Source organism: Achromobacter kerstersii (assembly GCF_902859595.1).
Taxonomy (GTDB): Bacteria; Pseudomonadota; Gammaproteobacteria; order Burkholderiales; family Burkholderiaceae_B; genus Achromobacter; species Achromobacter kerstersii.
In genome coordinates this window covers 95421-116745 of record NZ_CADIJQ010000006.1, presented here as the reverse complement: position 1 = coordinate 116745, position 21325 = coordinate 95421, and the positions used below count along the sequence as shown (strand labels likewise).

The 21325-nt window shown below is 63.2% G+C and carries 18 protein-coding genes; 16 read left to right on the top strand and 2 right to left on the bottom strand.

Annotated features, from left to right (window positions below; all coding sequences use genetic code 11):
* Positions 1 to 38: 38 nt before the first annotated feature.
* On the bottom strand, positions 39 to 1814 hold the full coding sequence (locus HV765_RS18495; RefSeq protein ID WP_175170567.1) for a M61 family metallopeptidase: 1776 nt from the start codon (positions 1812 to 1814) through the stop codon (positions 39 to 41).
* A gap of 28 nt (positions 1815 to 1842) precedes the next feature.
* Here HV765_RS18495 and HV765_RS18490 point away from each other — a divergent pair, with 28 nt between their 5' ends.
* The 16 genes from HV765_RS18490 to HV765_RS18415 all read left to right on the top strand — a co-directional run bounded on the left by HV765_RS18490 (position 1843) and on the right by HV765_RS18415 (position 20225).
* Complete coding sequence (locus HV765_RS18490; RefSeq protein ID WP_054421218.1) at positions 1843 to 2619, top strand: enoyl-CoA hydratase; 777 nt, start codon at positions 1843 to 1845, stop codon at positions 2617 to 2619.
* A gap of 254 nt (positions 2620 to 2873) precedes the next feature.
* On the top strand, positions 2874 to 4418 hold the full coding sequence (locus HV765_RS18485; protein ID WP_175170566.1) for a DUF1254 domain-containing protein: 1545 nt from the start codon (positions 2874 to 2876) through the stop codon (positions 4416 to 4418).
* A gap of 417 nt (positions 4419 to 4835) precedes the next feature.
* Entirely contained in the window at positions 4836 to 5288 is a 453-nt protein-coding gene (locus tag HV765_RS18480; RefSeq protein WP_156336384.1) for an ATP synthase subunit I, read from the top strand.
* Positions 5289 to 5374: 86 nt separating this feature from the next.
* Positions 5375 to 6256 carry a F0F1 ATP synthase subunit A gene (gene atpB, locus HV765_RS18475; RefSeq protein WP_006217057.1) on the top strand — a complete coding sequence of 294 codons (882 nt, stop codon included), beginning with the start codon at positions 5375 to 5377 and terminating at the stop codon, positions 6254 to 6256.
* A 115-nt stretch (positions 6257 to 6371) separates the two neighbouring features.
* The gene (gene atpE / locus HV765_RS18470; RefSeq protein ID WP_003815363.1) at positions 6372 to 6614 is read left to right on the top strand and encodes a F0F1 ATP synthase subunit C; all 243 of its coding nucleotides are present in this window, start codon (positions 6372 to 6374) and stop codon (positions 6612 to 6614) included.
* Positions 6615 to 6758: 144 nt separating this feature from the next.
* Positions 6759 to 7229, top strand: coding sequence for a F0F1 ATP synthase subunit B (locus HV765_RS18465; protein WP_006227275.1), 471 nt, complete (start codon positions 6759 to 6761; stop codon positions 7227 to 7229).
* Between the two features lie 12 nt (positions 7230 to 7241).
* Positions 7242 to 7781: a F0F1 ATP synthase subunit delta gene (locus tag HV765_RS18460; protein WP_054421221.1), complete on the top strand. Its 540-nt coding sequence runs from the start codon at positions 7242 to 7244 to the stop codon at positions 7779 to 7781.
* 28 nt (positions 7782 to 7809) lie between these two features.
* Positions 7810 to 9351 carry a F0F1 ATP synthase subunit alpha gene (atpA, locus tag HV765_RS18455; protein WP_175170565.1) on the top strand — a complete coding sequence of 514 codons (1542 nt, stop codon included), beginning with the start codon at positions 7810 to 7812 and terminating at the stop codon, positions 9349 to 9351.
* Between the two features lie 98 nt (positions 9352 to 9449).
* Entirely contained in the window at positions 9450 to 10355 is a 906-nt protein-coding gene (atpG, locus tag HV765_RS18450; RefSeq protein ID WP_054421223.1) for a F0F1 ATP synthase subunit gamma, read from the top strand.
* 42 nt (positions 10356 to 10397) lie between these two features.
* Entirely contained in the window at positions 10398 to 11801 is a 1404-nt protein-coding gene (atpD, locus tag HV765_RS18445) for a F0F1 ATP synthase subunit beta (RefSeq protein WP_054421224.1), read from the top strand.
* Between the two features lie 9 nt (positions 11802 to 11810).
* On the top strand, positions 11811 to 12236 hold the full coding sequence (locus HV765_RS18440; protein ID WP_006217064.1) for a F0F1 ATP synthase subunit epsilon: 426 nt from the start codon (positions 11811 to 11813) through the stop codon (positions 12234 to 12236).
* A 206-nt stretch (positions 12237 to 12442) separates the two neighbouring features.
* Positions 12443 to 13432, top strand: a complete 990-nt coding sequence (locus HV765_RS31890; protein ID WP_254600630.1) for a hypothetical protein — start codon at positions 12443 to 12445, stop codon at positions 13430 to 13432.
* Positions 13433 to 13638: 206 nt separating this feature from the next.
* Positions 13639 to 14712 (top strand): uroporphyrinogen decarboxylase, encoded by a 1074-nt coding sequence (hemE, locus tag HV765_RS18430; protein WP_054421225.1) that lies wholly within the window; start codon positions 13639 to 13641, stop codon positions 14710 to 14712.
* Between the two features lie 351 nt (positions 14713 to 15063).
* On the top strand, positions 15064 to 17154 hold the full coding sequence (locus HV765_RS18425) for a primosomal protein N' (RefSeq protein WP_175170564.1): 2091 nt from the start codon (positions 15064 to 15066) through the stop codon (positions 17152 to 17154).
* Between the two features lie 155 nt (positions 17155 to 17309).
* Positions 17310 to 19373, top strand: coding sequence for a UvrD-helicase domain-containing protein (locus tag HV765_RS18420; protein WP_054421227.1), 2064 nt, complete (start codon positions 17310 to 17312; stop codon positions 19371 to 19373).
* Between the two features lie 24 nt (positions 19374 to 19397).
* Positions 19398 to 20225, top strand: coding sequence for an AraC family transcriptional regulator (locus tag HV765_RS18415; protein ID WP_175170563.1), 828 nt, complete (start codon positions 19398 to 19400; stop codon positions 20223 to 20225).
* Between the two features lie 16 nt (positions 20226 to 20241).
* Here HV765_RS18415 and HV765_RS18410 read toward each other — a convergent pair whose 3' ends face one another.
* Complete coding sequence (locus HV765_RS18410; RefSeq protein ID WP_175170562.1) at positions 20242 to 21303, bottom strand: threonine aldolase family protein; 1062 nt, start codon at positions 21301 to 21303, stop codon at positions 20242 to 20244.
* Between the last annotated feature and the right edge of the window lie 22 nt (positions 21304 to 21325).

Below are 21325 nucleotides of genomic sequence, written 5' to 3'. Positions count from 1 at the left end.
TGAACAGGGCGGGCCGAGAGATCGGCCCGCCTGCTTTCTTACACCGTCAGCACGCAGTCCAGCGCTTCAGGCGCGCGCAGCTTCACGCGGTACGCGCGCAGCTCATCGCGGCGGAACACGTGCACGATCACGCGGTCGCCGGGCCGGTATTGCGCCAGCAGCAGATCCAGGCCGGCGGGCGCATCGACCCGCAACCCCCCCACCGCGACCAGCACATCGCCCGCCGACAGCCCGGCCTGATGACCCGCGCCGCCTTCCAGCACCGTCGCCAGCGTCAGCGTGTCGCCCTGCTTGCGCGTGCGCACATCCATCGACGGAATGTTGGCCGTTGCTTTCCAATGCATCGAAATGCCGTGGGGCGCCAGCAGTTCCGCCAGCGGGACATCCGCCGTGCCATAGGCGTGGCGCGCGATGAAGCGGCGGGTATCAACGCCCGTGGCCTCCTGAATCAGCGCAGGCAAGCCGTCTTCCGGCAGGCCTTGCGGCTTGCCCTGATAGAAGTCGCGGCCATAACGGTCCCATAGCAGGCGCATCACGTCATCAAGCGAGTGGACGCCCGCGCTGTCGCGGCGGATCAGCAAGTCCAGGCCCAGGGCCACCAGCGCGCCCTTGGTGTAATAGCTGACCAGCGCGTTGGGCGAGTTCTCGTCCTGCTTGTAATAGCGTGTCCAGGCGTCGAAGGAACTTTCCGCCACCGATTGCTTGGCCCGGCCGGGCGTGCGATGCACGCTGGTGATGGTCTTGGCCAAGAGGCGCAGGTAGTCGGATTGTGGGATCACGCCCGAGCGCAGCAGCAGCAGGTCGTCGTAATAAGACGTGAAACCTTCAAACACCCACAACAGACGCGTCAGGTCGGGCTGCTCAAGATGGTAGGGCGCAAACGCCTGCGGCTTGATCCGCTTGACGTTCCAGGTGTGGAAGTATTCGTGGCTGACCAAGCCCAGAAAGCCGCGATAGCCTTCGCCCTGGCCTTGCTGGCCCAGCACGGGCAAGTCCTTGCGCGAGGTCATCAGCGCGGTGCTGGCGCGATGTTCCAGGCCGCCGTAGCCGTCGCCGGTGACCATCGTCATGAACACGTAGCGATCAGCGCTGTCCAGGAACGGCGCGCGTTTGGTGCGCGGTTCAAAGAACTCAATCTGGGTTTCGCAGATTTTCTTTACGTCGGCCGTGATGCGCGCCAGATCCAGATTCGCGGCAACGCCGGTGAACACCAGTTCATGCTCGGCGCCATGGGCGGTAAAGCGGGCGACTTGCGGCGTGCCCATTTCCACGGGGTGATCAATCAGCGCGTCATAGTCCGGCGCCAGGTACAGGCCGAAGCCGTGGCGGCGCGCCGCGCCCTGATGGCCGCGCGCTTCCGGCAAGCTGGTGTAGACCTTCCAGCCGTCCAGGCCACGCGGCGGCGCCAGGTCGACGAGGCAGGGCAGATGGTCCTGTTCATGCACGCGCAGGAAGACGCTGGTGCCGTTGAAGAAGCCGTGGCTGTCATCCAGATGCGCGCCGCGCACCGACAAGTCCCAGGCGTAGACGACGTATTCGATTTGCAGCGGGCCGTCGCATGGCGCGGCCTGCCAGGTGTGGTTGTCAATTTTGTCGACATTCACGCGCTTTGAGCCGGCACGCGCCGAGACGGATTCGATTTGGCGGGAAAAGTCGCGGATCAGGTAGCTGCCCGGAATCCAGGCCGGCAACGACAGGCGCTGGCCGTCGGGCGAGGGCGTATCGATCGTTAGGGTTATCCGGTAGCGGTGTCCGGCGGGATCATGAGGCTCAAGGCGGTAAAGTATCGGAAAAGCGGCATCTGATTTTTTCATGCTTCTATCTTATTACTGGAGACATTCAATGAGCGAGTCGTTTGTACTGGTCGAAACCCGGGGCCGCGTTGGGCTGTTGACGCTGAACCGCCCCAAGGCGCTCAACGCGCTGAACGATCAACTGATGGATGAGCTCGGGGCGGCGCTGCTGGCGTTTGAAGCCAATGCCGACGTCGGCTGCGTGGTCATCACCGGCAGCGAAAAGGCGTTTGCCGCCGGCGCCGACATCGGCGCCATGAAAGATTGGTCGTACATGGACGTGTACGGCAGCGAATACATCACCCGCAACTGGGAAACCCTCAAGCGCATCAAGAAGCCCGTGATTGCGGCCGTCGCCGGCTACGCGCTGGGCGGCGGCTGCGAACTCGCGATGATGTGCGACATCATCATCGCCGCCGACACCGCCAAGTTCGGCCAGCCCGAAATCAAGCTGGGCGTGATCCCGGGCGCAGGCGGCACGCAGCGTCTGCCGCGCGCGGTGGGCAAGGCCAAGGCCATGGACCTGGCGCTTACCGCTCGCATGATGGGCGCCGAGGAAGCCGAGCGCGCGGGTCTGGTGTCGCGTGTGGTCGCCGCCGACAAGCTGATGGAAGAAGCGCTGGACGCCGCCACCGTCATCGCATCGATGTCGCTGCCGTCCGTCATGATGGCCAAGGAATGCGTGAACCGCGCCTTTGAAGGTTCGCTGAACGAAGGCCTGCTGTTCGAACGCCGCGTGTTCCATTCGCTGTTCGCTACCGAAGACCAGAAGGAAGGCATGGCCGCCTTCACGGAAAAACGTAAACCGGACTTCAAACACCGTTAAGCCTTGTTACGTCCGTGCTTTTGATGCGGACAGGCCGGAAGAGTGATGGCGCGCCCCATGTGGGCGCGCTTTTTCTTGGACGGCAAGCAGGGATTTGGCGTTGCGCTTTGAAACGTCTAGGCAGCACCTTGTTGCAGGCTTCTTCCCTATCCTGAAAAAGCGTCATCTAGAGGTGCCGCGCCAGAGCGGCTTGCCCCACCTGGCAAGTTCCGCGCGGCGGCTCGCTCGCAAACAAAATCAAGAAGGAGCCTTGCATGCGTACTTTTATCGCTAACCGCCGGTGGTCGACCGCGGTACTCGCCGGCGCGTTGAGCGCCTGCTTCATGACCGCCACTCAGGCTCAATCGCCGCAGCCTACGCTGCGCCTGGTGTCCGAAACGCCTTACTCGGCGCCCGCGCCGCAGATGAGCGAGCAGGAACTGCGCGACACCGCCATCGACGCCTACGTCTACGCGTACCCCATGGTGTTGATGGAACTGGCGCGCCGCAAGGCCACCGCCGTGCAAAGCCCGCTGGAGGGCCGCGCGCCGGTGAACCAGTTTGGCCACAAGGCCGCTTTCCCTGATCCGCGCGCGGCGGATACGCCGTGGCCCACCGCCGACGCCCTGTATTCCAGCCTGTGGTTTGACGTGACCAAAGCGCCGCTGGTCGTGAACCTGCCCGACACGGGCAACCGCTACTTCGTGCTGTCGGCGCTGGATATGTGGAGCGATGTGTTCGCCTCGCGCGGCACGCGCACCAATGGTCCGGGCGCGCAATCCTTCGTCATCGTCGGCCCCAACTGGCAGGGCAGCGTGCCCGCCGGCGTCGACGTGATCCGCAGCCCGACCTCCACCGGCTGGCTGATCGGCTGGACGCAAACGGGTGGCCCGCAAGACTATGCCGCAGTCAATCAGATTCAGGCGGGCATGACGGCATCTCCATTGATCACGGCAACCGCCGCCACGCCGCCGATGCGCGGCCGCGCCCCGGCCTCTGCGTATCCGCAGACGGGTTCGGGCGTGGGTTCGGCGCCCATCGGCAGCGACTTGCCGATGCCGACGCCGGTGAATCTGCCCGAAGGCACGCCGGCGGAGCAAGCCGCCAGCATGGACGCCGCGTCTTTCTTCACGGTGTTCTTCGATGTCCTGCGCAATAACCCGGCGCACGCCAATGACACGCCCATCATTGACCGCATGCGCCGCATTGGCCTGGATAGCCGCCAACCGTTCTCGTACGGGCGCTTGAGCCCGGCCGTGCAGCAGGCGCTGGCTGACGCGCAGCCGCTGGCCGGCCGCCGCATTGCCGATGGCGTGTCGCGCCTGGGTACGCCGATCAACGGTTGGAACACGGTGCTGTCGGGTATCGGCACCTATGGCACCGACTACGTGCGCCGCGCGTCCATCGCGTATGCGGGGCTGGGCGCGCCGACGCCGGAAGATGTGCTGTACCCGGTCACCGTGTCGGATTCCAAGGGCCGCGCCCTGAATTCCAATGAAGACTACGTGCTGCATTTCGACAAGGGCCAGCTGCCGCCGGCCAACGCGTTCTGGTCGTTGCAGGTCTACAACGACAAGCACGGCTTTGCGGATAACCCCGCTAACCGCTATGCGCTGCGCAGCACCGACCAGCTGAAGTACAACTCGGACGGCTCGCTGGACATCTATATCCAGCGCCGCGACCCGGGCGAGAAGAAGCGTTCGAACTGGTTGAGCACGCCCGCCACCGATGGCCCGTTCCTGCTGAGCATGCGCTTGTACTGGCCGCAAGACACGGCGCTGGACGGCCTGTGGGCGCCGCCGCCGGTCAAGGAAGATTGATGCTGAAAGCCTGATAGCACCGCCAGGCAGAACAAAGCGGCCCCCATTGCGGGGGCCGCTTTTTCGTCCCTAATTTTGGTACGATGCGCCCGTTGTTGGCACCTTACAAACGCCCGAAAGTTCATTTGCTTGGCGAAAAAGATTCAAGCTATACTCTGCGGGTTTGACGCTTGCGGGATAAGAACACGTGGCGGCTGGTAAGCAGTGGATGGGAACGGATTGCGTGAATGTGGCAGAAGTAGCGAAGCGAAAGCAACGCAATGCAATGCAACGCAGGCAAGCCGAACCGAGACACTAGCGCGCACTGAAGTACGGTGTCTTTGCTCTATGTAGGGCCAAAGCATCCGGTTTCAAGTGCGGGCACGCCGGTTCTGATAGGAGCAAGAAGTAAAGCGGGGATGTTTGATGCAGAACTCGATGCAAAATGTGCAGCAGGGTTTGTTGGACCAGGATGATGAGATCAAAGTTCTGGTTCTCAGCGATGCGGATCGCGCAGCGCTGAATGCTCAAGCAAGCCGCGGGCTCCTGTTGGCATTGGCGGCGCAAGGCGCCATGGGGCTCGCAGCAGCAGTAATTGCGGGGGTTGTCGGAGGGGCGGCGGCTGGTTGGTCGGCGCTGGCGGGGGCGGGAGCGTATTTCATACCCAATGCATTGTTTGCATTGCGCCTGGTTGTCAGCGTTCGGGCCGGCAAGGCCAGTCCCTTTACCTTTCTCTCTGGTGAGTTGATCAAGTTGTTCGCAACGGCGTTGCTGTTGTGGCTGCTTTCGCGTGTGGCGCAGGACAGTCTGGTTTGGCCTGCCGCATTGATCGGTTTGATACTCACATTGAAGGGCTACCTCCTGCTCTTGATGTTCCGCAAGTTGTCTTAGCGCCGAGTAGTAAGTAGCGGCAAACGTGATCGTGGAATCGTCCGGCTCGCAAGGGCCGGGCATACAGCAAATAGGGTAGGATTCAAATGGCTGCTGCCAGCGACGTGTCGCCTCAGTCCGCGTATATTCAGCATCACTTGGTGCACCTGAACAATACCGGTGAGAAACAGAGCGCAATTGCTCAGTTCGACATCATCAATTACGACTCGTTGTTCTGGTCCGGCCTGATGGGCCTGATCGTCATTTTCTTCCTGTGGCGCGCAGCTCGCCGCGCCACCAGTGGCGTGCCGACCCGCTTCCAGGCATTTGTGGAAATGATCGTCGACATGGTCGACGACCAGGCCAAGGGCATCGTCCACAACGCCAAAAGCCGTCTTTTCATCGCCCCGCTGGCGCTGACCGTGTTCCTCTGGATCATCCTGATGAACGCGCTCGACTTGCTGCCGGTTGACCTGTTGCCCTCCATCTGGCGCCTGACCGGCCTGGGTGCCGAGCACGGCGATCCCCTGTACTACCACCGCATTCTGCCGACGGCCGACCTGAACGTGCCGATGGGCATGTCGCTGGGCGTGCTGCTGTTGATGTTCTATTACGGCATCAAGATCAAGCACCCGGGCGGCTTCGTCAAAGAACTGTTCACCGCGCCGTTCCATGCGCATGGCATCGGCGCCGTTGTGCTGGCCCCGTTCAACCTGTTGCTGAACCTGATCGAATACGCCGCCAAGTCCGTGTCGCTGGGCATGCGGTTGTTCGGCAACATGTTCGCCGGCGAACTGATTTTCATGCTGATCGCCCTCTTGGGTGGCGCCTGGACCGGCTTTAACGGCGCCAGCATCGGCTTGGGAATCGGCCACATCCTGGCCGGCTCCATCTGGGCGATCTTCCACATCCTGATCGTCCTTCTGCAGGCCTTCATCTTCATGATGCTGACGCTGGTGTACCTCGGCCAGGCACACGAAGGCCACTGATCCCCCGAATTTCTCGCGCTGGCCACCCGGCCAGCGTGGGATAGCAAGATTATCTTGCATTGAGCTGTACCCCTTTTTCAATTTTTGACTTCAGATTTCTAACCAAGGAGTTGTCATGACCAACGTCGCTTTCGTTGCCCTCGCTTGCGGTCTCATCATCGGTTTGGGTGCTATCGGCGCTTGCATCGGCATCGCACTGATGGGCGGCAAGTATCTGGAAGCTTCGGCTCGTCAGCCTGAGCTGATGAACGCTCTGCAAACGAAGATGTTCCTGCTGGCTGGCCTGATCGACGCGGCATTCCTGATCGGCGTGGGTATTGCCATGCTGTTCGCCTTCGCCAACCCGTTCGTCGGCTAAGGCAGCGCCCGCCGGCGAATAGGCGGGTCATGACGTTGGCGGCGATGTGGGCACAAGCCCCGTCGCCGGCCAGCAAAGTATCGAGTGCTCCGTGACGCCCCTTTCCGGGTGCGGTCGGAGCCGCAAGGTGTTAAAGGAACGACCGTGAATCTGAACGCGACGATCATTTTCCAGATGCTCGTGTTCTTCGTTCTGGGCTGGTTCACGATGAAATTCGTGTGGCCTCCTCTGACGAAGGCGATGGACGAGCGCCGCCAAAAAATCGCCGACGGCCTTGCCGCCGCCGAGAAGGGCAAAGCCGACTTGGCTCAAGCCCAGGCGCGTGTCAGTCTGATCGAGGCTTCTGCCAAGTCCGAAAACCACGCCCGCATCATCGAGGCCGAGAAGCAAGCCGCCTCCCTGATCGAGCAAGCCCGCCGTGAAGCGGAAGCTGAACGCGCCCGTATCGTGGCTCAAGCCGCTCAGGATGCCGCGCAGGAAGTCCAGCGCGCTCGTGACTCGCTGCGCGACGATGTTGCCGCGTTGGCTGTCAAGGGTGCTGAACAGATCCTCAAGCGCGAGGTTGACGCCCGCGCCCACGCCGAGCTGCTCAACCAGCTTCGCGCGCAGCTTTAATCCGGGACCGTCATGGCTGAACTTTCCACTGTTGCCCGGCCCTACGCTGAAGCGCTCTTCAGCGCAGCGCGCGACGACAAGGCCGGCTTGCCGGCTTGGGCCGACCTGGTCAGCGAAATGTCGCAGGTCGCCTCCAACCCCGACGTGCGCGAGGCCATGGCCGACCCGCGTCTGGGTGACAAGCAGCGCGTCGAGCTGTTTTCCGGCCTGATCAAGGCCGAACTGCCCCAGGCCGCCCGTAATTTCATCGAGCTGCTGGTCGAAAATGACCGGCTGCTGCTGCTGCCCGATATCGCCACGCAATTCGTGGTGCTGCGGAATCGTCACGAGGGCACGGCGCAGGCGGAAATCACCAGCGCGTTCGAACTGAGCGACGCCCAGGTCAAAGAACTGGTCGCCGCGCTCGAACAAAAATTCGGCCTCAAGCTCAAGCCCAACGTCACCGTCGACCAGTCGTTGATCGGCGGCGTGCGCGTGGCTGTCGGTGACCAGGTGCTCGATACTTCCGTACAAGCCCAATTGGTCCGCATGCGCGATCAGCTCGCCGCTTAAGGCAACTAACAGGATTCCAGGAGTCAATATGCAACTCAATCCCTCCGAGATCAGCGAACTGCTCAAGAGCCGCATCGAGGGCCTGGGCGCTTCGGCTGATGTCCGTACTCAGGGCACCGTCGTGTCCGTGACCGACGGTATTACCCGCATCCACGGCTTGTCCGATGTGATGCAGGGCGAAATGCTCGAATTTCCCAACAACGTTTTCGGTCTGGCGCTCAACCTCGAGCGCGATTCCGTCGGCGCCGTTATTCTCGGTGACTACACCGGCATCTCCGAAGGCGACCAGGTCAAGACGACCGGCCGCATTCTGGAAGTTCCGGTTGGTCCCGAACTGAAAGGCCGCGTGGTCAACACGCTGGGCGAGCCGATCGACGGCAAGGGCCCGATCAATGCCAAGGCTACCGACATCATCGAAAAAGTGGCGCCTGGCGTTATCGCCCGCCGCTCGGTGTCGCAGCCGCTGCAAACCGGCGTCAAGGCTATTGACTCGATGGTGCCGATCGGCCGCGGTCAACGCGAACTGATCATTGGCGACCGCCAGACCGGCAAGACCGCCGTCGCTGTCGACACGATCATCAGCCAGAAGGGCAAGGGCGTCACCTGCGTGTACGTCGCTATCGGCCAGAAGGCTTCCACGATCAACAACGTGGTTCGCAAGCTGGAAGAGCACGGCGCGATGGAATACACCATCGTCGTGGCCGCTACCGCTTCTGACTCCGCCGCCATGCAATACCTGGCCGCTTACGCCGGTTGCACGATGGGCGAATACTTCCGCGATCGTGGCGAAGACGCCCTGATCGTTTATGACGATCTGACCAAGCAAGCCTGGGCCTATCGCCAAGTGTCGCTGCTGCTGCGCCGTCCGCCGGGCCGTGAAGCCTACCCGGGCGACGTGTTCTACCTGCACTCGCGTTTGCTGGAACGTGCTGCCCGCGTGAACGAAGACTATGTCGAAAAGTTCACCGATGGCGCCGTCAAGGGCAAGACCGGTTCGCTGACCGCACTGCCGATCATCGAAACGCAAGCGGGTGACGTGTCCGCCTTCGTTCCGACCAACGTGATCTCGATCACCGACGGCCAGATCTTCCTGGAAACCGACCTGTTCAACGCCGGTGTCCGCCCCGCAATCAACGCCGGTATTTCGGTGTCGCGTGTGGGTGGCGCTGCTCAGACCAAGGTCGTGAAGAAGCTGTCCGGCGGTATCCGTACCGACTTGGCGCAGTACCGTGAATTGGCCGCCTTCGCGCAATTCGCTTCCGACCTGGACGACGCAACCCGTCGCCAGCTGGAACGCGGCAAGCGCGTGGTCGAACTGCTCAAGCAGCCGCAATACCAGCCGCTGCAAGTGTGGGAACTGGCCGTCACGCTGTACACGGTCAACAACGGCTACCTGGATGACGTGGACGTGGCCCAAGTGCTGTCGTTCGAGAAGTCGCTGAAGGATCAACTGAAGGCCAAGCATGCGGCCATGATCCAGCGCATCGAAGACACCAAGGAACTGTCCAAGGACGACGAAGCCGAATTGGCTACCGCCGTTCAGGAATTCAAGAAGCACGGTGCTTTTTAAGAAAGTGATGGGTTAGGCGTCTGCAACGCCTCACCCATCCTTACCGGATGGTTGAGGCGTGAGCGGAACCCATCGGCCAGTCTTCACAGGAAAGCGCAATGCCCGGAATTAAGGAAATCCGAACCAAGATCAAGAGCGTGCAAAACACGCGCAAGATCACCAAGGCGATGGAAATGGTCGCCGCATCCAAAATGCGCAAGGCGCAGGAACGGATGCGTGCTGGTCGTCCGTACGCCACCAAGGTGCGCGAGATTGCTGCGCACCTGATGCAGGCCAACCCCGAGTACAGCCACCCGTACCTGGTCGAACGCGAAATCAAAGCGGTCGGCGTGGTCATGGTGACGACGGACAAGGGTTTGTGCGGCGGCTTGAACACCAACATCACTCGCGTGACGTTGAGCAAGCTGAAAGAGTTCGAGAAAAACGGCGTTGCCGTGCAAGCGACCGCTTTCGGCAACAAGGGCGTGGGTGTGCTGACCCGTATCGGCGCCAAACTGGTTTCCCAGGAAGTGCAACTGGGCGACAAGCCGCAACTGGACCGCCTCTTGGGCGCGATCAAGGTGCAGCTGGACGCCTACCTGGATGGCCGCATCGACGCGCTGTACGTGGCTTCGACCCGCTTCGTCAACACGATGAAGCAGGAGCCGCTGTTCTTGCGCCTGCTGCCGTTGGCCAATGGTTTGGAAGATCCGTACCAAACGGGTGCTGAGAGCCTGGCCAAGACGTCGGAAGTGAAGTCGGACTACAGCTGGGATTACATCTACGAACCCGACGCCCGTAGCGTGATCGACGACCTGCTGCAGCGTTACGTTGAAGGCCTGCTGTATCAAGCCGTGGCCGAGAACATGGCTTCGGAGCAGTCGGCCCGGATGGTCGCCATGAAGGCGGCGTCGGACAACGCCAAGAAGGTCATCGGAGAGCTGCAACTGGTCTACAACAAGACCCGTCAGGCCGCGATCACCAAAGAAATTTCGGAAATCGTAGGGGGCGCTGCCGCCGTTTAAGGCAGGCAGCTCCCGTCTAAAGCTATCAAGCAAGGAATCGACATGAGCAACGGAACCATCGTTCAGTGCATCGGCGCCGTGGTGGATATTCAGTTCCCCCGCGATCACATGCCCAAGATCTATGAAGCGCTTACTCTGGCTGAGGACGAGTCTTCGTCGTTCGCCGAAAAGGGTCTGACGCTGGAAGTGCAGCAACAGTTGGGCGACGGCGTGGTGCGTACCATTGCGCTGGGCTCCAGCGACGGCCTGCGCCGCGGCATGAAGGTCAACGGCACGGGCGCCCCGATCTCGGTGCCGGTCGGCACCGGCACGCTGGGCCGCATCATGGACGTGCTGGGTCGTCCCATCGACGAAGCTGGCCCGATCCAACACGAAGAAAAGCGTGGCATTCACCAATCGGCTCCCCGTTTCGACGAACTGTCGCCGTCGGTGGAACTGCTGGAAACCGGCATCAAGGTTATTGACTTGGTCTGCCCGTTCGCAAAGGGCGGCAAGGTCGGCCTGTTCGGCGGCGCCGGCGTGGGCAAGACCGTGAACATGATGGAACTCATCAACAACATCGCTAAGCAGCACAGCGGTTTGTCGGTGTTTGCCGGCGTGGGTGAGCGTACCCGTGAAGGCAACGACTTCTACCACGAAATGGAAGAGTCGAACGTTCTGGACAAGGTCGCCATGGTGTTCGGTCAGATGAACGAACCCCCGGGCAACCGTCTGCGCGTGGCGCTGACCGGCCTGACGATGGCCGAGAAGTTCCGTGACGAAGGCCGTGACATCCTGTTCTTCGTGGACAACATCTACCGCTACACCCTGGCCGGTACCGAAGTGTCCGCACTGCTGGGCCGTATGCCGTCGGCCGTGGGCTACCAGCCCACGCTGGCTGAAGAAATGGGCAAGCTGCAAGAGCGCATCACGTCGACCAAGACGGGCTCGATCACGTCCATCCAGGCCGTGTACGTCCCTGCGGATGACTTGACCGATCCGTCGCCTGCCACGACCTTCCAGCATTTGGACTCCACCGTCGTGCTGTCGCGTGACATCGCTTCGCTGGGTATCTACCCGGCCGTGGACCCGCTGGATTCGTCCAGCCGCCAGCTCGACCCGCAAGTCGTTGGCGAAGAGCACTACTCGGTTGCTCGTGGCGTGCAGCAAACGCTGCAGCGCTACAAGGAACTGCGCGACATTATCGCGATTCTGGGTATGGACGAACTGTCGCCGGACGACAAGCAGGCCGTGGCCCGCGCGCGTAAGATCCAGCGCTTCCTGTCGCAGCCGTTCCACGTTGCTGAAGTGTTCACCGGCTCGCCGGGCAAGTACGTTCCGCTGGCTGAAACCATCCGTGGTTTCAAGATGATCGTGAACGGCGAGTGCGATTCCCTGCCGGAACAGGCCTTCTACATGGTCGGTTCGATCGACGAGGCCTTCGAGAAGGCCAAGAAACTGCAATAAGGAACCGATATGGCTACCCTGCATGTGGATGTCGTCAGCGCAGAGGAAGCGATCTTCTCCGGTGAGGCGAAGTTCGTGGTGCTGCCTGGCGAAGCGGGTGAACTGGGCATTCTGCCCGGCCACACCCCGCTGATTTCGCGCATACGCCCCGGGACGGTCAAGATCGTTCGTGCCGACCAAGGCGAGGAAAACATCTTCGTCGCCGGGGGCATTCTGGAAGTGCAGCCGGGCAGCGTGACGGTTTTGGCCGACACCGCTATCCGTGCTTCCGACCTGGACGAAGCCCGCGCCGTGGAAGCGCGCAAGAAGGCCGAAGAGGCCCTTGCGAACGCCAAGGACAAGGCTGACATCGCGGTTGTCGAAGCCGAACTCGCCATGCTGGCTGCGCAAGCCATCGCGGCGCGTAAGCTGCGCCAAGGCGGTCGCTCGCACTAAGCGGCAAAGCAGTACGCCGGGGTTCGCCCCGGTTTGGAAAAAGCGGCCATTGGCCGCTTTTTTCATGCGCGCACGGTTTGCGGCGAGGGGATGACGTTTTTATCTGCATCGCCCGGCGGGGCGACCGCAATGCGTTCGATACGAATAGCTGGCCCGGTTTTGCACCAGTAGCCTTCAACTTTGCCAATTGAGCCAAAGGGGGAAGCGTGCGAAAAGTCCTGGATTGCGGCGTGCTGCTGGCGCCCGGCCACGAAGATGACATGCGCGAGTGGGTGGCCCTGCATCGGGGTGGGTTGCCACGCATCCGGTTGCACCTGGTGCCGTTGGCCCCCCTGGCGGCCGCTGCGCAAGACGCCCCGGCGCCGGCACCGCCCGATCCCTTGCGGGCCACGCCAGACACCTCGCAAGACGTGCAGGCCTTGGCGCGGCTTGCGGTCTCGCTGCGGCGTTATGACAGCTGCATCCTTCCCGTTGCTCCGTCTTCGGTGGCGTGGGCGCGCATGGCGCTGTCGCAAGCCGGGGCGTTGCTGACGACGCCCATCCTGCTGTTGATGAACGGCATGAAAGCGCCCGCCATCGAAGACCTGCTCGGTTTGGGCGCGGCCGACTTCATGGCGCAGCCGGCGTGTTTGGAAAGCATGCGGGTGCGCCTGGGGCGTCTGGGCCGGCCACTGCTCTGGCGGCAGGCGTTGCAGGCGGGCGTGCAAGAGCCGCCGGCCGATTATCACGCTGCGGGCAATGGGTCTGCGGCCCTGAGGGATGCCGCAAGGCCGCGCGTATCTGCGGACGTGTTGGAAGATGCCTTGGCGGGGGTGCTGGAGTGGGATGGCTATTCCAGACGCAGCCCGCGGCAAGACATCCGGCACGACCTACGGCAAGACATCCGGCACGACGACCGGCGAAATTTGCGACTGAACCCGCAGCCAGACCCGCAGCCAGACCCGCAGCCAGACCCGCGCCGAGACCCCCGCCATCCTTCCGCGCAGGAATCGTTTCGTCTGGCCAAAGCGCGTGTGGTGGATGGGTTTGAGCGCGATTACATTTGCCGCGCGCTGTCGCGGCATGGCGGCAACGTGGCGCAGGCGGCCCGTGCTTGCGCCAAGCATCGGCGCGCCTTCTGGGCACTGATGCAAAAGCACGGCATCGAAGCCGCGCCGTACCGGCATGCCGCGCATGTGCGACGGCTGTTGGGATGAGTTGTGCGGCAAACGTTGCGTGGTGAACGTTACGTGGTGAACATCGCGTGGTGAACCTTGCGCGGCAAACATTGTGCGGTGAACATCGCGCGGCAAACCGCGTCTTGCGCACCGGTCTTGAGGCCCGACAAACCATGCTTTCCGGCTGGCCGCGCCTTGTCAGCTAGGGGAAGTAAAATCACGGCTTCCGATCATCGAGGATAGTCGTGTCTGCTTCCAGCTTGAAGAACGATGTGTTCTTGCGCTCGCTCTTGCGCGAGCCCGTGCCCTACACCCCGATCTGGCTGATGCGCCAGGCGGGTCGCTACCTGCCCGAGTACCGCGCCACGCGCGCGCGCGCAGGTTCCTTCATGGGCCTGGCTCAAAATCCGGACTACGCCATGGAGGTCACATTGCAGCCGCTGGCGCGCTTTGACCTGGACGCAGCCATCCTGTTCTCGGACATCCTGACCGTGCCGCACGCGATGGGTCTGGGCCTGGACTTCGCGGAAGGCGAAGGCCCGCGCTTCGCGCACCCGGTGCGCACCGAAGAAGACGTGGCCCGTCTGGCCGTGCCTGACATGGACAAGCTGCGCTATGTGTTCGACGCCGTCAGCGTCATCCGGCGCGAGCTGGACGGCAAGGTGCCGCTGATCGGCTTTGCCGGCAGCCCGTTCACCATTGCGTGCTACATGGTTGAGGGCAAGGGCAGCGACGATTACCGCCTGATCAAGACGATGCTGTATTCGCGTCCTGACCTGCTGCATCGCATCCTGGAAATCAACGCCGAAGCCACCCTGCAATATCTGAACGCGCAGATTGCTGCGGGCGCGCAGGCCGTCATGCTGTTCGACAGCTGGGGCGGCGTGCTGGCTGATGGCCTGTTCCAGCAATTCTCGCTGGCCTACACGAAGAAGGTCGTGGCCGGCCTGACCCGCGAACACGAAGGCCGCCGTGTGCCGGTCATCGTGTTCACCAAGGGCGGCGGCCAATGGCTTGAGCAGATCGCCGCTTGCGGTTGCGACGCCGTGGGCCTGGACTGGACCGTTGATCTGGCGGCGGCGCGCCGCCGCACGGGCGACTCCGTGGCCTTCCAGGGCAACCTGGACCCGATGGCGCTGTTCGGTGGCGGCCCGGCTATTCGCACGGAAGCCCGCCGCGTGCTGGATGCCTTCGGCCCGGTGGGCAAGGGCGGCCACGTGTTCAACCTGGGACACGGCATTTCGCGTTTCACTCCGCCAGAAGCGGTAGCCGAATTGGTCGACGAAGTCCACCAACACAGCCGCTCGCTGCGGGGGTAAGTGAGTGGACGCTTCGGTCCGAAGGGCCGAAGTTTGAGGGCCCCGGCGAGCACTTGTGCACAGCAAGATTTCGCTCGGGGAAAACCCTTTATAACCTGGTTTACAATCTTGGAAGCTGCCTTAAGCTATTGTTTTTAAAGCTTAAAGTTGAGTTTTCCACCGGATTGCACCGTGCTGCGCAATCTAGGCTTATTCCAAAATTTGATGTTGCTCCAGCCTTTTCCCCAAAGTTATCCACAGGCGGGTATGGAGCAAGCGACGGCCGCCGGGCGACAATTGCCCGGCCGCGCCATTCCCCTGTCCTTTTCCGCCTTGCAGGCGACTCCCGCCCCATGATCCTTCCGAGCATCCATGTCTGAACTGCCGTCTATGCCGACTCCCGCAGCCGTTTGCTGGGTGCGCGTGGCGCTGGACGTGCCGTTGCCCGGCCCCTTCGACTACCGCAGCGATGCGCCGGTCCCCGTGGGCTTGCGGGTCATCGTTCCTTTCGGGCGGCGCAAGATGATCGGGGTGGTGGTGGAAAATCCGGCCGAACCTTCGTTCGACCCGAAACAGATCCGGCCCATCGAGCAGGTGCTGGACGACCTGCCCCCCTTTGACGAGGACTGGCTGCGCCTGGCCCGTTTCGCGGCCGAGTACTACCAGCGGCCCCTGGGCGAAGTGATGTTGCCAACGCTGCCGCCGCCGCTGCGCAAGCCGACGGCGTATCAGGGCAAGCGCTCGGCAGGCGGCCCGGTGGCGCGCTTGGACAACCGCAAGCGCAAGGCAGCGCGCGCGCCTGCCAAAGCCGATCAGCCGCCGGAATTGAACGACGCGCAACGCACTGCGGTGGACACCATCGGCGCGCTGACGGGGTTCAAACCCGTGTTGCTGCATGGTGTGACGGGCAGCGGCAAGACCGAGGTCTATCTGCGGGCGGCCGAAAAAGTGTTGGCCCAAGGGCGGCAGGTGCTGCTGATGGTGCCCGAAATCAACCTGACCCCGCAGCTGGAAGGCGCGTTGCGTGCGCGTCTGGAAGCGTTGGTGGGGCCGGATGGGCTGGCCGTCATGCATAGCGGGCTGTCGGATGGCGAACGCCTGCAAGCCTGGGCCCGCGCCCAGCGCGGCGACGCCCGCATGCTGTTGGGCACGCGCATGTCGATCTTCGCGCCGCTCAGCAAGCTGGGCTTGATCGTGGTGGACGAAGAGCATGACGCGTCTTACAAGCAGCAAGATGGCCTGCGCTATTCGGCGCGCGACCTGGCCGTGTGGCGCGCGCATGACCTGAACATTCCCGTGGTGCTGGGGTCGGCTACGCCGTCTTTGGAAACCTGGCAACACGCGGAGCGTGGCCGGTACCTGCGCCTGACGCTGCCGGGCCGTGCCCGGTCCAGCACGCTGCCGTCCATGCGGCTGGTGGACACGCGCCGGCTACAGATGAAGCACGGGATGTCGCCGCAATTGCTGGAGGCCATCGGCCTGCGCCTGGAGCGCAAAGAGCAGTCGCTGATCTTCCTGAACCGGCGCGGCTATTCGCCCGTGCTGCATTGCCAGTCGTGCGCGTGGGTCAGCAATTGCCCGCGGTGCACCGCGTTTACCGTGTTGCACCGTACGGACGGCCGCGGCCATCGCCTGCAATGTCACCACTGCGGTTACCAAGCGCCGGTGCCGCGCGCCTGCCCCGAATGCGGCGACCAGGACCTGGCCCCGATGGGCCGTGGCACGCAGCGTGTCGAAGAGCATCTGGCCGAGCTGTTCCCCGAGGCGCGCATTCTGCGTATCGATGCCGACAGCACGCGCAAGAAGGGCAGCGCCGAAGCCCTCTTCGCGTCGGTGCATGCGGGCGATGTGGATATCCTGGTCGGCACGCAAATGGTGGCCAAGGGCCATGACTTCGCGCGGCTGGGTCTGGTGGGCGTGCTGAATTCCGATTCGATGCTGTTCGCCCACGATTTTCGTGCGCCCGAACGCCTGTTCGCGCAGCTGATGCAAGTGGCGGGCCGTGCCGGCCGCCACCAAGGCAACGGCGAGGTGCTGATACAGACGGGCTACCCCGAGCAGCCCGTCTATCAGGCGCTGCTGCGTCACGACTACGCGGGCTTTGCGCGCCACGCGCTGCATGAACGCGAAAGCACGGGCCTGCCCCCGTTTGTGTATCAGGCGCTGCTGACCGCTGAAGCGCGCGAGCTGAAGGTGGCGCAGGCCTTCCTGGAGCGCGCCCGCGTATTGCCAGAAGGCGAATGGGCGGCGGACTTTCCGGGCCTGGACGCCATCATGCTGTATGACCCCGTGCCGCTGCGCGTGGTGCGCGTGGCGAACATCGAGCGCGCGCAGTTGCTGGTGGAAAGCAGCAGCCGGCCGGCCCTGCAGGCCTTCCTGGCGTCGTGGTCGCACCACCTGCCTTACATCGCCAACGAAGCGCGCGTGCGTTGGCAACTGGAGGTCGATCCGCTGGAGATCTGACCCCTCGGTCTGTACCGATGCGTGCTCCAACTGATTGATCTATGATCTTCATCCTCTATCGCGCTGGCGCGGCCGCCACCGCATGACGACGCCAGCAACACGGGCGTCAGCGCAAACTGGCGGCCCCCCGCACTGCAAGACCATCCCACTCAAAAATGTCCGCTAGCGAAACCATTGCTCTAGGTATGAACCCCGCCCAGAAAGAGGCGGTGTTGTACCTTGACGGCCCCTGTCTGGTGCTGGCCGGCGCGGGCAGCGGCAAGACGCGCGTGATCACGCAGAAGATCGCCTATCTGCTGCGTGAATGCGGCTACATGGGCCGCAACGTGGTGGCGCTGACCTTCACCAACAAGGCCGCGCGCGAGATGGACGAACGCGTGAAGACGCTGGTCGACCGCAAGCTGTCCAAGGGCCTGATCATCAGCACGTTCCACTCGCTGGGCGTGAAGATGCTGCGCGAAGAAGCGCGCAACGCAGGGCTTAAGCCCACGTTTTCCATCCTGGACGCCGATGACGCCATGTCCATCATCCAGGAACTGCTGGCCACCACCGACAAGGCGCGCCTGCGCCACGTGCAGGGCATTATCTCGTTGTGGAAAAACGCGTTGCTGGAACCGGACGACGCCGCGCGCGAAGCCGTGACGCCCGGCGACGTCGAAGCCGCCAATGTCTACCGCAGCTACGCCGCTACGCTGGCGGCCTATCAGGCGGTGGATTTCGATGACCTGATCCGCATCCCCGCCTTGCTGCTGGCCAGCAACGAAGAAGTGCGCACGCGCTGGCAGAACCGCGTGCGCTATCTGCTGGTGGATGAATATCAAGACACCAACGTGTGCCAATACCGGCTGGTGCAATTGCTGACGGGCTCGCGCGCCATGTTCACGGCGGTGGGCGACGACGACCAGGCCATCTACGCCTGGCGCGGCGCCACCATTGAAAACCTGGCCAAGCTCACCACCGATTACCCCAACATCAAGCTCATCAAGCTCGAACAGAATTACCGTTCGGTGCAGCGCATTCTGGCGGCCGCCAACCAGGTCATTGAAAAGAATCCCAAGCTGTTCGAAAAGAAGCTGTGGTCCGAGCTGGGCGTGGGTGAACCGATCCTGGTGTCGGCCATGGACGGCGAAGAGCAGGAAGCGGAATCCATCGCCATGAAGGTCTCGGCCTCGCGCTTCGAGCGTCAGGCGCAGTGGAAAGATTTCGCCATTCTGTATCGCAGTAATCATCAGTCGCGCATTCTGGAGCAGGCGCTGCGCAACCTGAAGATTCCGTACACGATCTCGGGCGGGCAGAGCTTTTTCGATAAGGCCGAAGTGCGCGATGTGCTGGCGTATCTGCGGCTCTTGGCCAACGACGATGACGACCCCGCGTTCATCCGCGCGGCCACCACGCCCAAGCGCGGCATCGGTCAGGCGACCTTGCAGGTGCTGGGCCAATACGCGGCCACGCGCGAGCAGTCCTTGTTGTCGGCCGTGGCCGAAACCGGTATTGAAAGCCTGCTGGCCCCGCGCCAGCTGGAACCCCTGCGCACGTTCGCGGAATTCATCCGGCGCATGCAGTGGCGCGCCGGCCGTGGCGCGGCATCGGGCAAGGACGCCGCGCCGGCCGAACCGGCGGGCGTCATCCTGGACGATCTGGTTGAAGCCATCCAGTACGAGCGCCATCTGTTCGAGCTGTTCGAAGAACGCCCCGCGCAGACGCGCTGGCAGAACGTGCTGGAGCTCACCGGCTGGCTCAAGCGCAAGGCCGAAGAAGACAACATGTCGCTCTTCGATCTGGTCCAGCACGTGGCGCTGGTCACAATGCTGGAACGCGGCGAAGAAGACGAGCCCGACGCCGTCAAGATGTCGACGTTGCATGCGTCCAAAGGGCTGGAGTATCCACACGTGTATCTGGCCGGCGTGGAAGAGGGCTTGCTGCCCCACCTGGGCAAAGACGACGAAGTGGGCGACCCGGCGCGTGCGGCCGAGAACCTGGCGTCACGCATCCAGGAAGAACGCCGGCTTATGTACGTGGGCATCACGCGCGCGCAACGCAGCTTGAACCTGAGCTGGTGCAAGCGCCGCCGACGTGCGCGCGAAGACTTGGTGCGCGAGCCGTCGCGCTTTATCGAAGAAATGGGCCTGGGCGATGTGCGCATCCAGGAAGACGAGGCCACAGCCGCCATGAATCCCAAAGAGCGCATGGCGATGCTGAAGGCCTTGCTGAAGAAATAACGCACGCATAGGGATGGCGGGGCCATGAAAGACGACGTCCGATACCACCCTGTTCCCGGCACCCCTGGCCTGGTGCTCGGGCAAGCGCGCTTCAGTGAATTCGAGTTCGACCGCCACTACCATGTGGACTATCACATCGGTCTTGTCACCCAGGGCGTGCAGCGCCAGCGGTTCCGCGGCAAGAGCATTCTGCTGGGCCCTGGCGGCATCGCGTTGATGCCGCCAGGCGAAATCCACGACGGCGCGGGGGTCAGTGACTACGGCGCGGCCTACACGTTGAAAACGTTCCGCTTATCTGCCGAGCTGATGCGCAGCTTCATCGAAGATGTGTCGGGGGCGGCTGCCAACGAGCGCTTCTTCGGCACGCTGGTGGAAGACGCGGCGCTGGCCGGCCGCTTCATGGCGCTGCACAGCGCATGGATGTCCGGCGCCCCGGATGAGCCTTTGGCGCAGGAGTCGCAGTCGCTGGCGTTGATGGGCGCGTTGTTCGCGCGCACCGGCGCGGTGTCACCCCAGGAAATCCGGGGCGGGTTGTCGGCGGCGCATCTGCGCGCGGTGCATGACTACTGTCAGGCGCATTTGTGCGAAAAGATCGCACTGGACGATCTGGCGCGGCTATGCGGGCTGAGCCGCTTCCAGTTTCTGCGCCGCTTCACGCATTCCGCTGGCCTGACGCCGCATGCGTGGCTGGTCCGCCTGCGGCTGGAACGCGCATGCGCCGCGCTGGCAACGTCCCGCGTGTCGGTGGCACAAGTGGCGGCGGACGTGGGCTTCTACGATCAAAGCCATTTCAACCGAGCGTTCCGCATGGCTTACGGCGCGCCGCCCTCCGCGTATCAGCCCGCCGCATAAGGGCGGGCACCCAACGCTAAGCCACCTGCGCGCGCAACGCCGACAGGAAGTAATCCACCTCTTGTTCCTGCGTGGCGAACGACGTGACCAGGCGCACCACGCCCGGGCCCCAACGGTCGTAATAGAAGCGGAAGCCTTGCTCCAGCAGGCCATCGATGGCGTGGGCCGGCAATTGGCAGAACAGGATGTTGGCGTCGGCCGGGCCTTGCAGCGTGACACCCGGCAGGCCTTGCATGCCCGCGGCAAGCCGCGTGGCCATGGCGTTGGCCTGGCGCGCATTCTTCAGCCACAAATCGTCGGTCAAATACGCTTCCATCTGCGCGGACAGCAGACGCATCTTCGAGAACAGATGGCCGCCACGCTTGCGGCGAAACGCCAATTCGCGTGCGCGCGCCGGGTTGAACAGCACGATGGCCTCGGCGCCCAGCACGCCGTTTTTCGTTGCGCCAAACGACAGCGCTTCGACGCCCGCCTTCCACGTCATCTCGGCCGGCGTGCAGCCCAGGCTGACCAGCGCATTCGCAAAGCGCGCGCCGTCCATATGCAGCGGCAAGCCCGCGTCGCGGCAGATGCCGCCAATGGCTTGGATCTCGTCCAGCGTATAGACGCTGCCGGTTTCGGTCGCCTGGGTAATGCTGACGCACGACGGTTGCACGGAATGGACGTCGCCCACTTTGCGGCGCGCTTCGGCCGCCAACTGCACCGGGTCGATCTTGGCGGCCTCGCCACCCAGCAGCATCAGCCGCGCGCCGTTGGTAAAGAACTCCGGCGCGCCGCATTCATCGTTGGCGATATGGCTTTGCGTGTGGCACAGCACGGCGCCCCAGGGCGGCGTCATGGCGGCCAGGCTGAGCGAGTTGGCGGCGGTGCCGGTGGGCACCAGCAACACCTCGACGTCATGTTCGAAGATCTCGGCCAGCTTGCGTTGCACGCGCAGCGAGCCGTCATCGGCGCCGTAGGCGGGGGCCTGACCGGCATTGGCGCGCAGCAATGCCTCCATGACTTCAGGGCTGGCGCCCGCGATGTTGTCGCTGGAAAAGCCCTGTTGCAGGGCGGGGACGGATGAGGGCGTATTCAAGATGCGGTTCCGGGGTGATCGG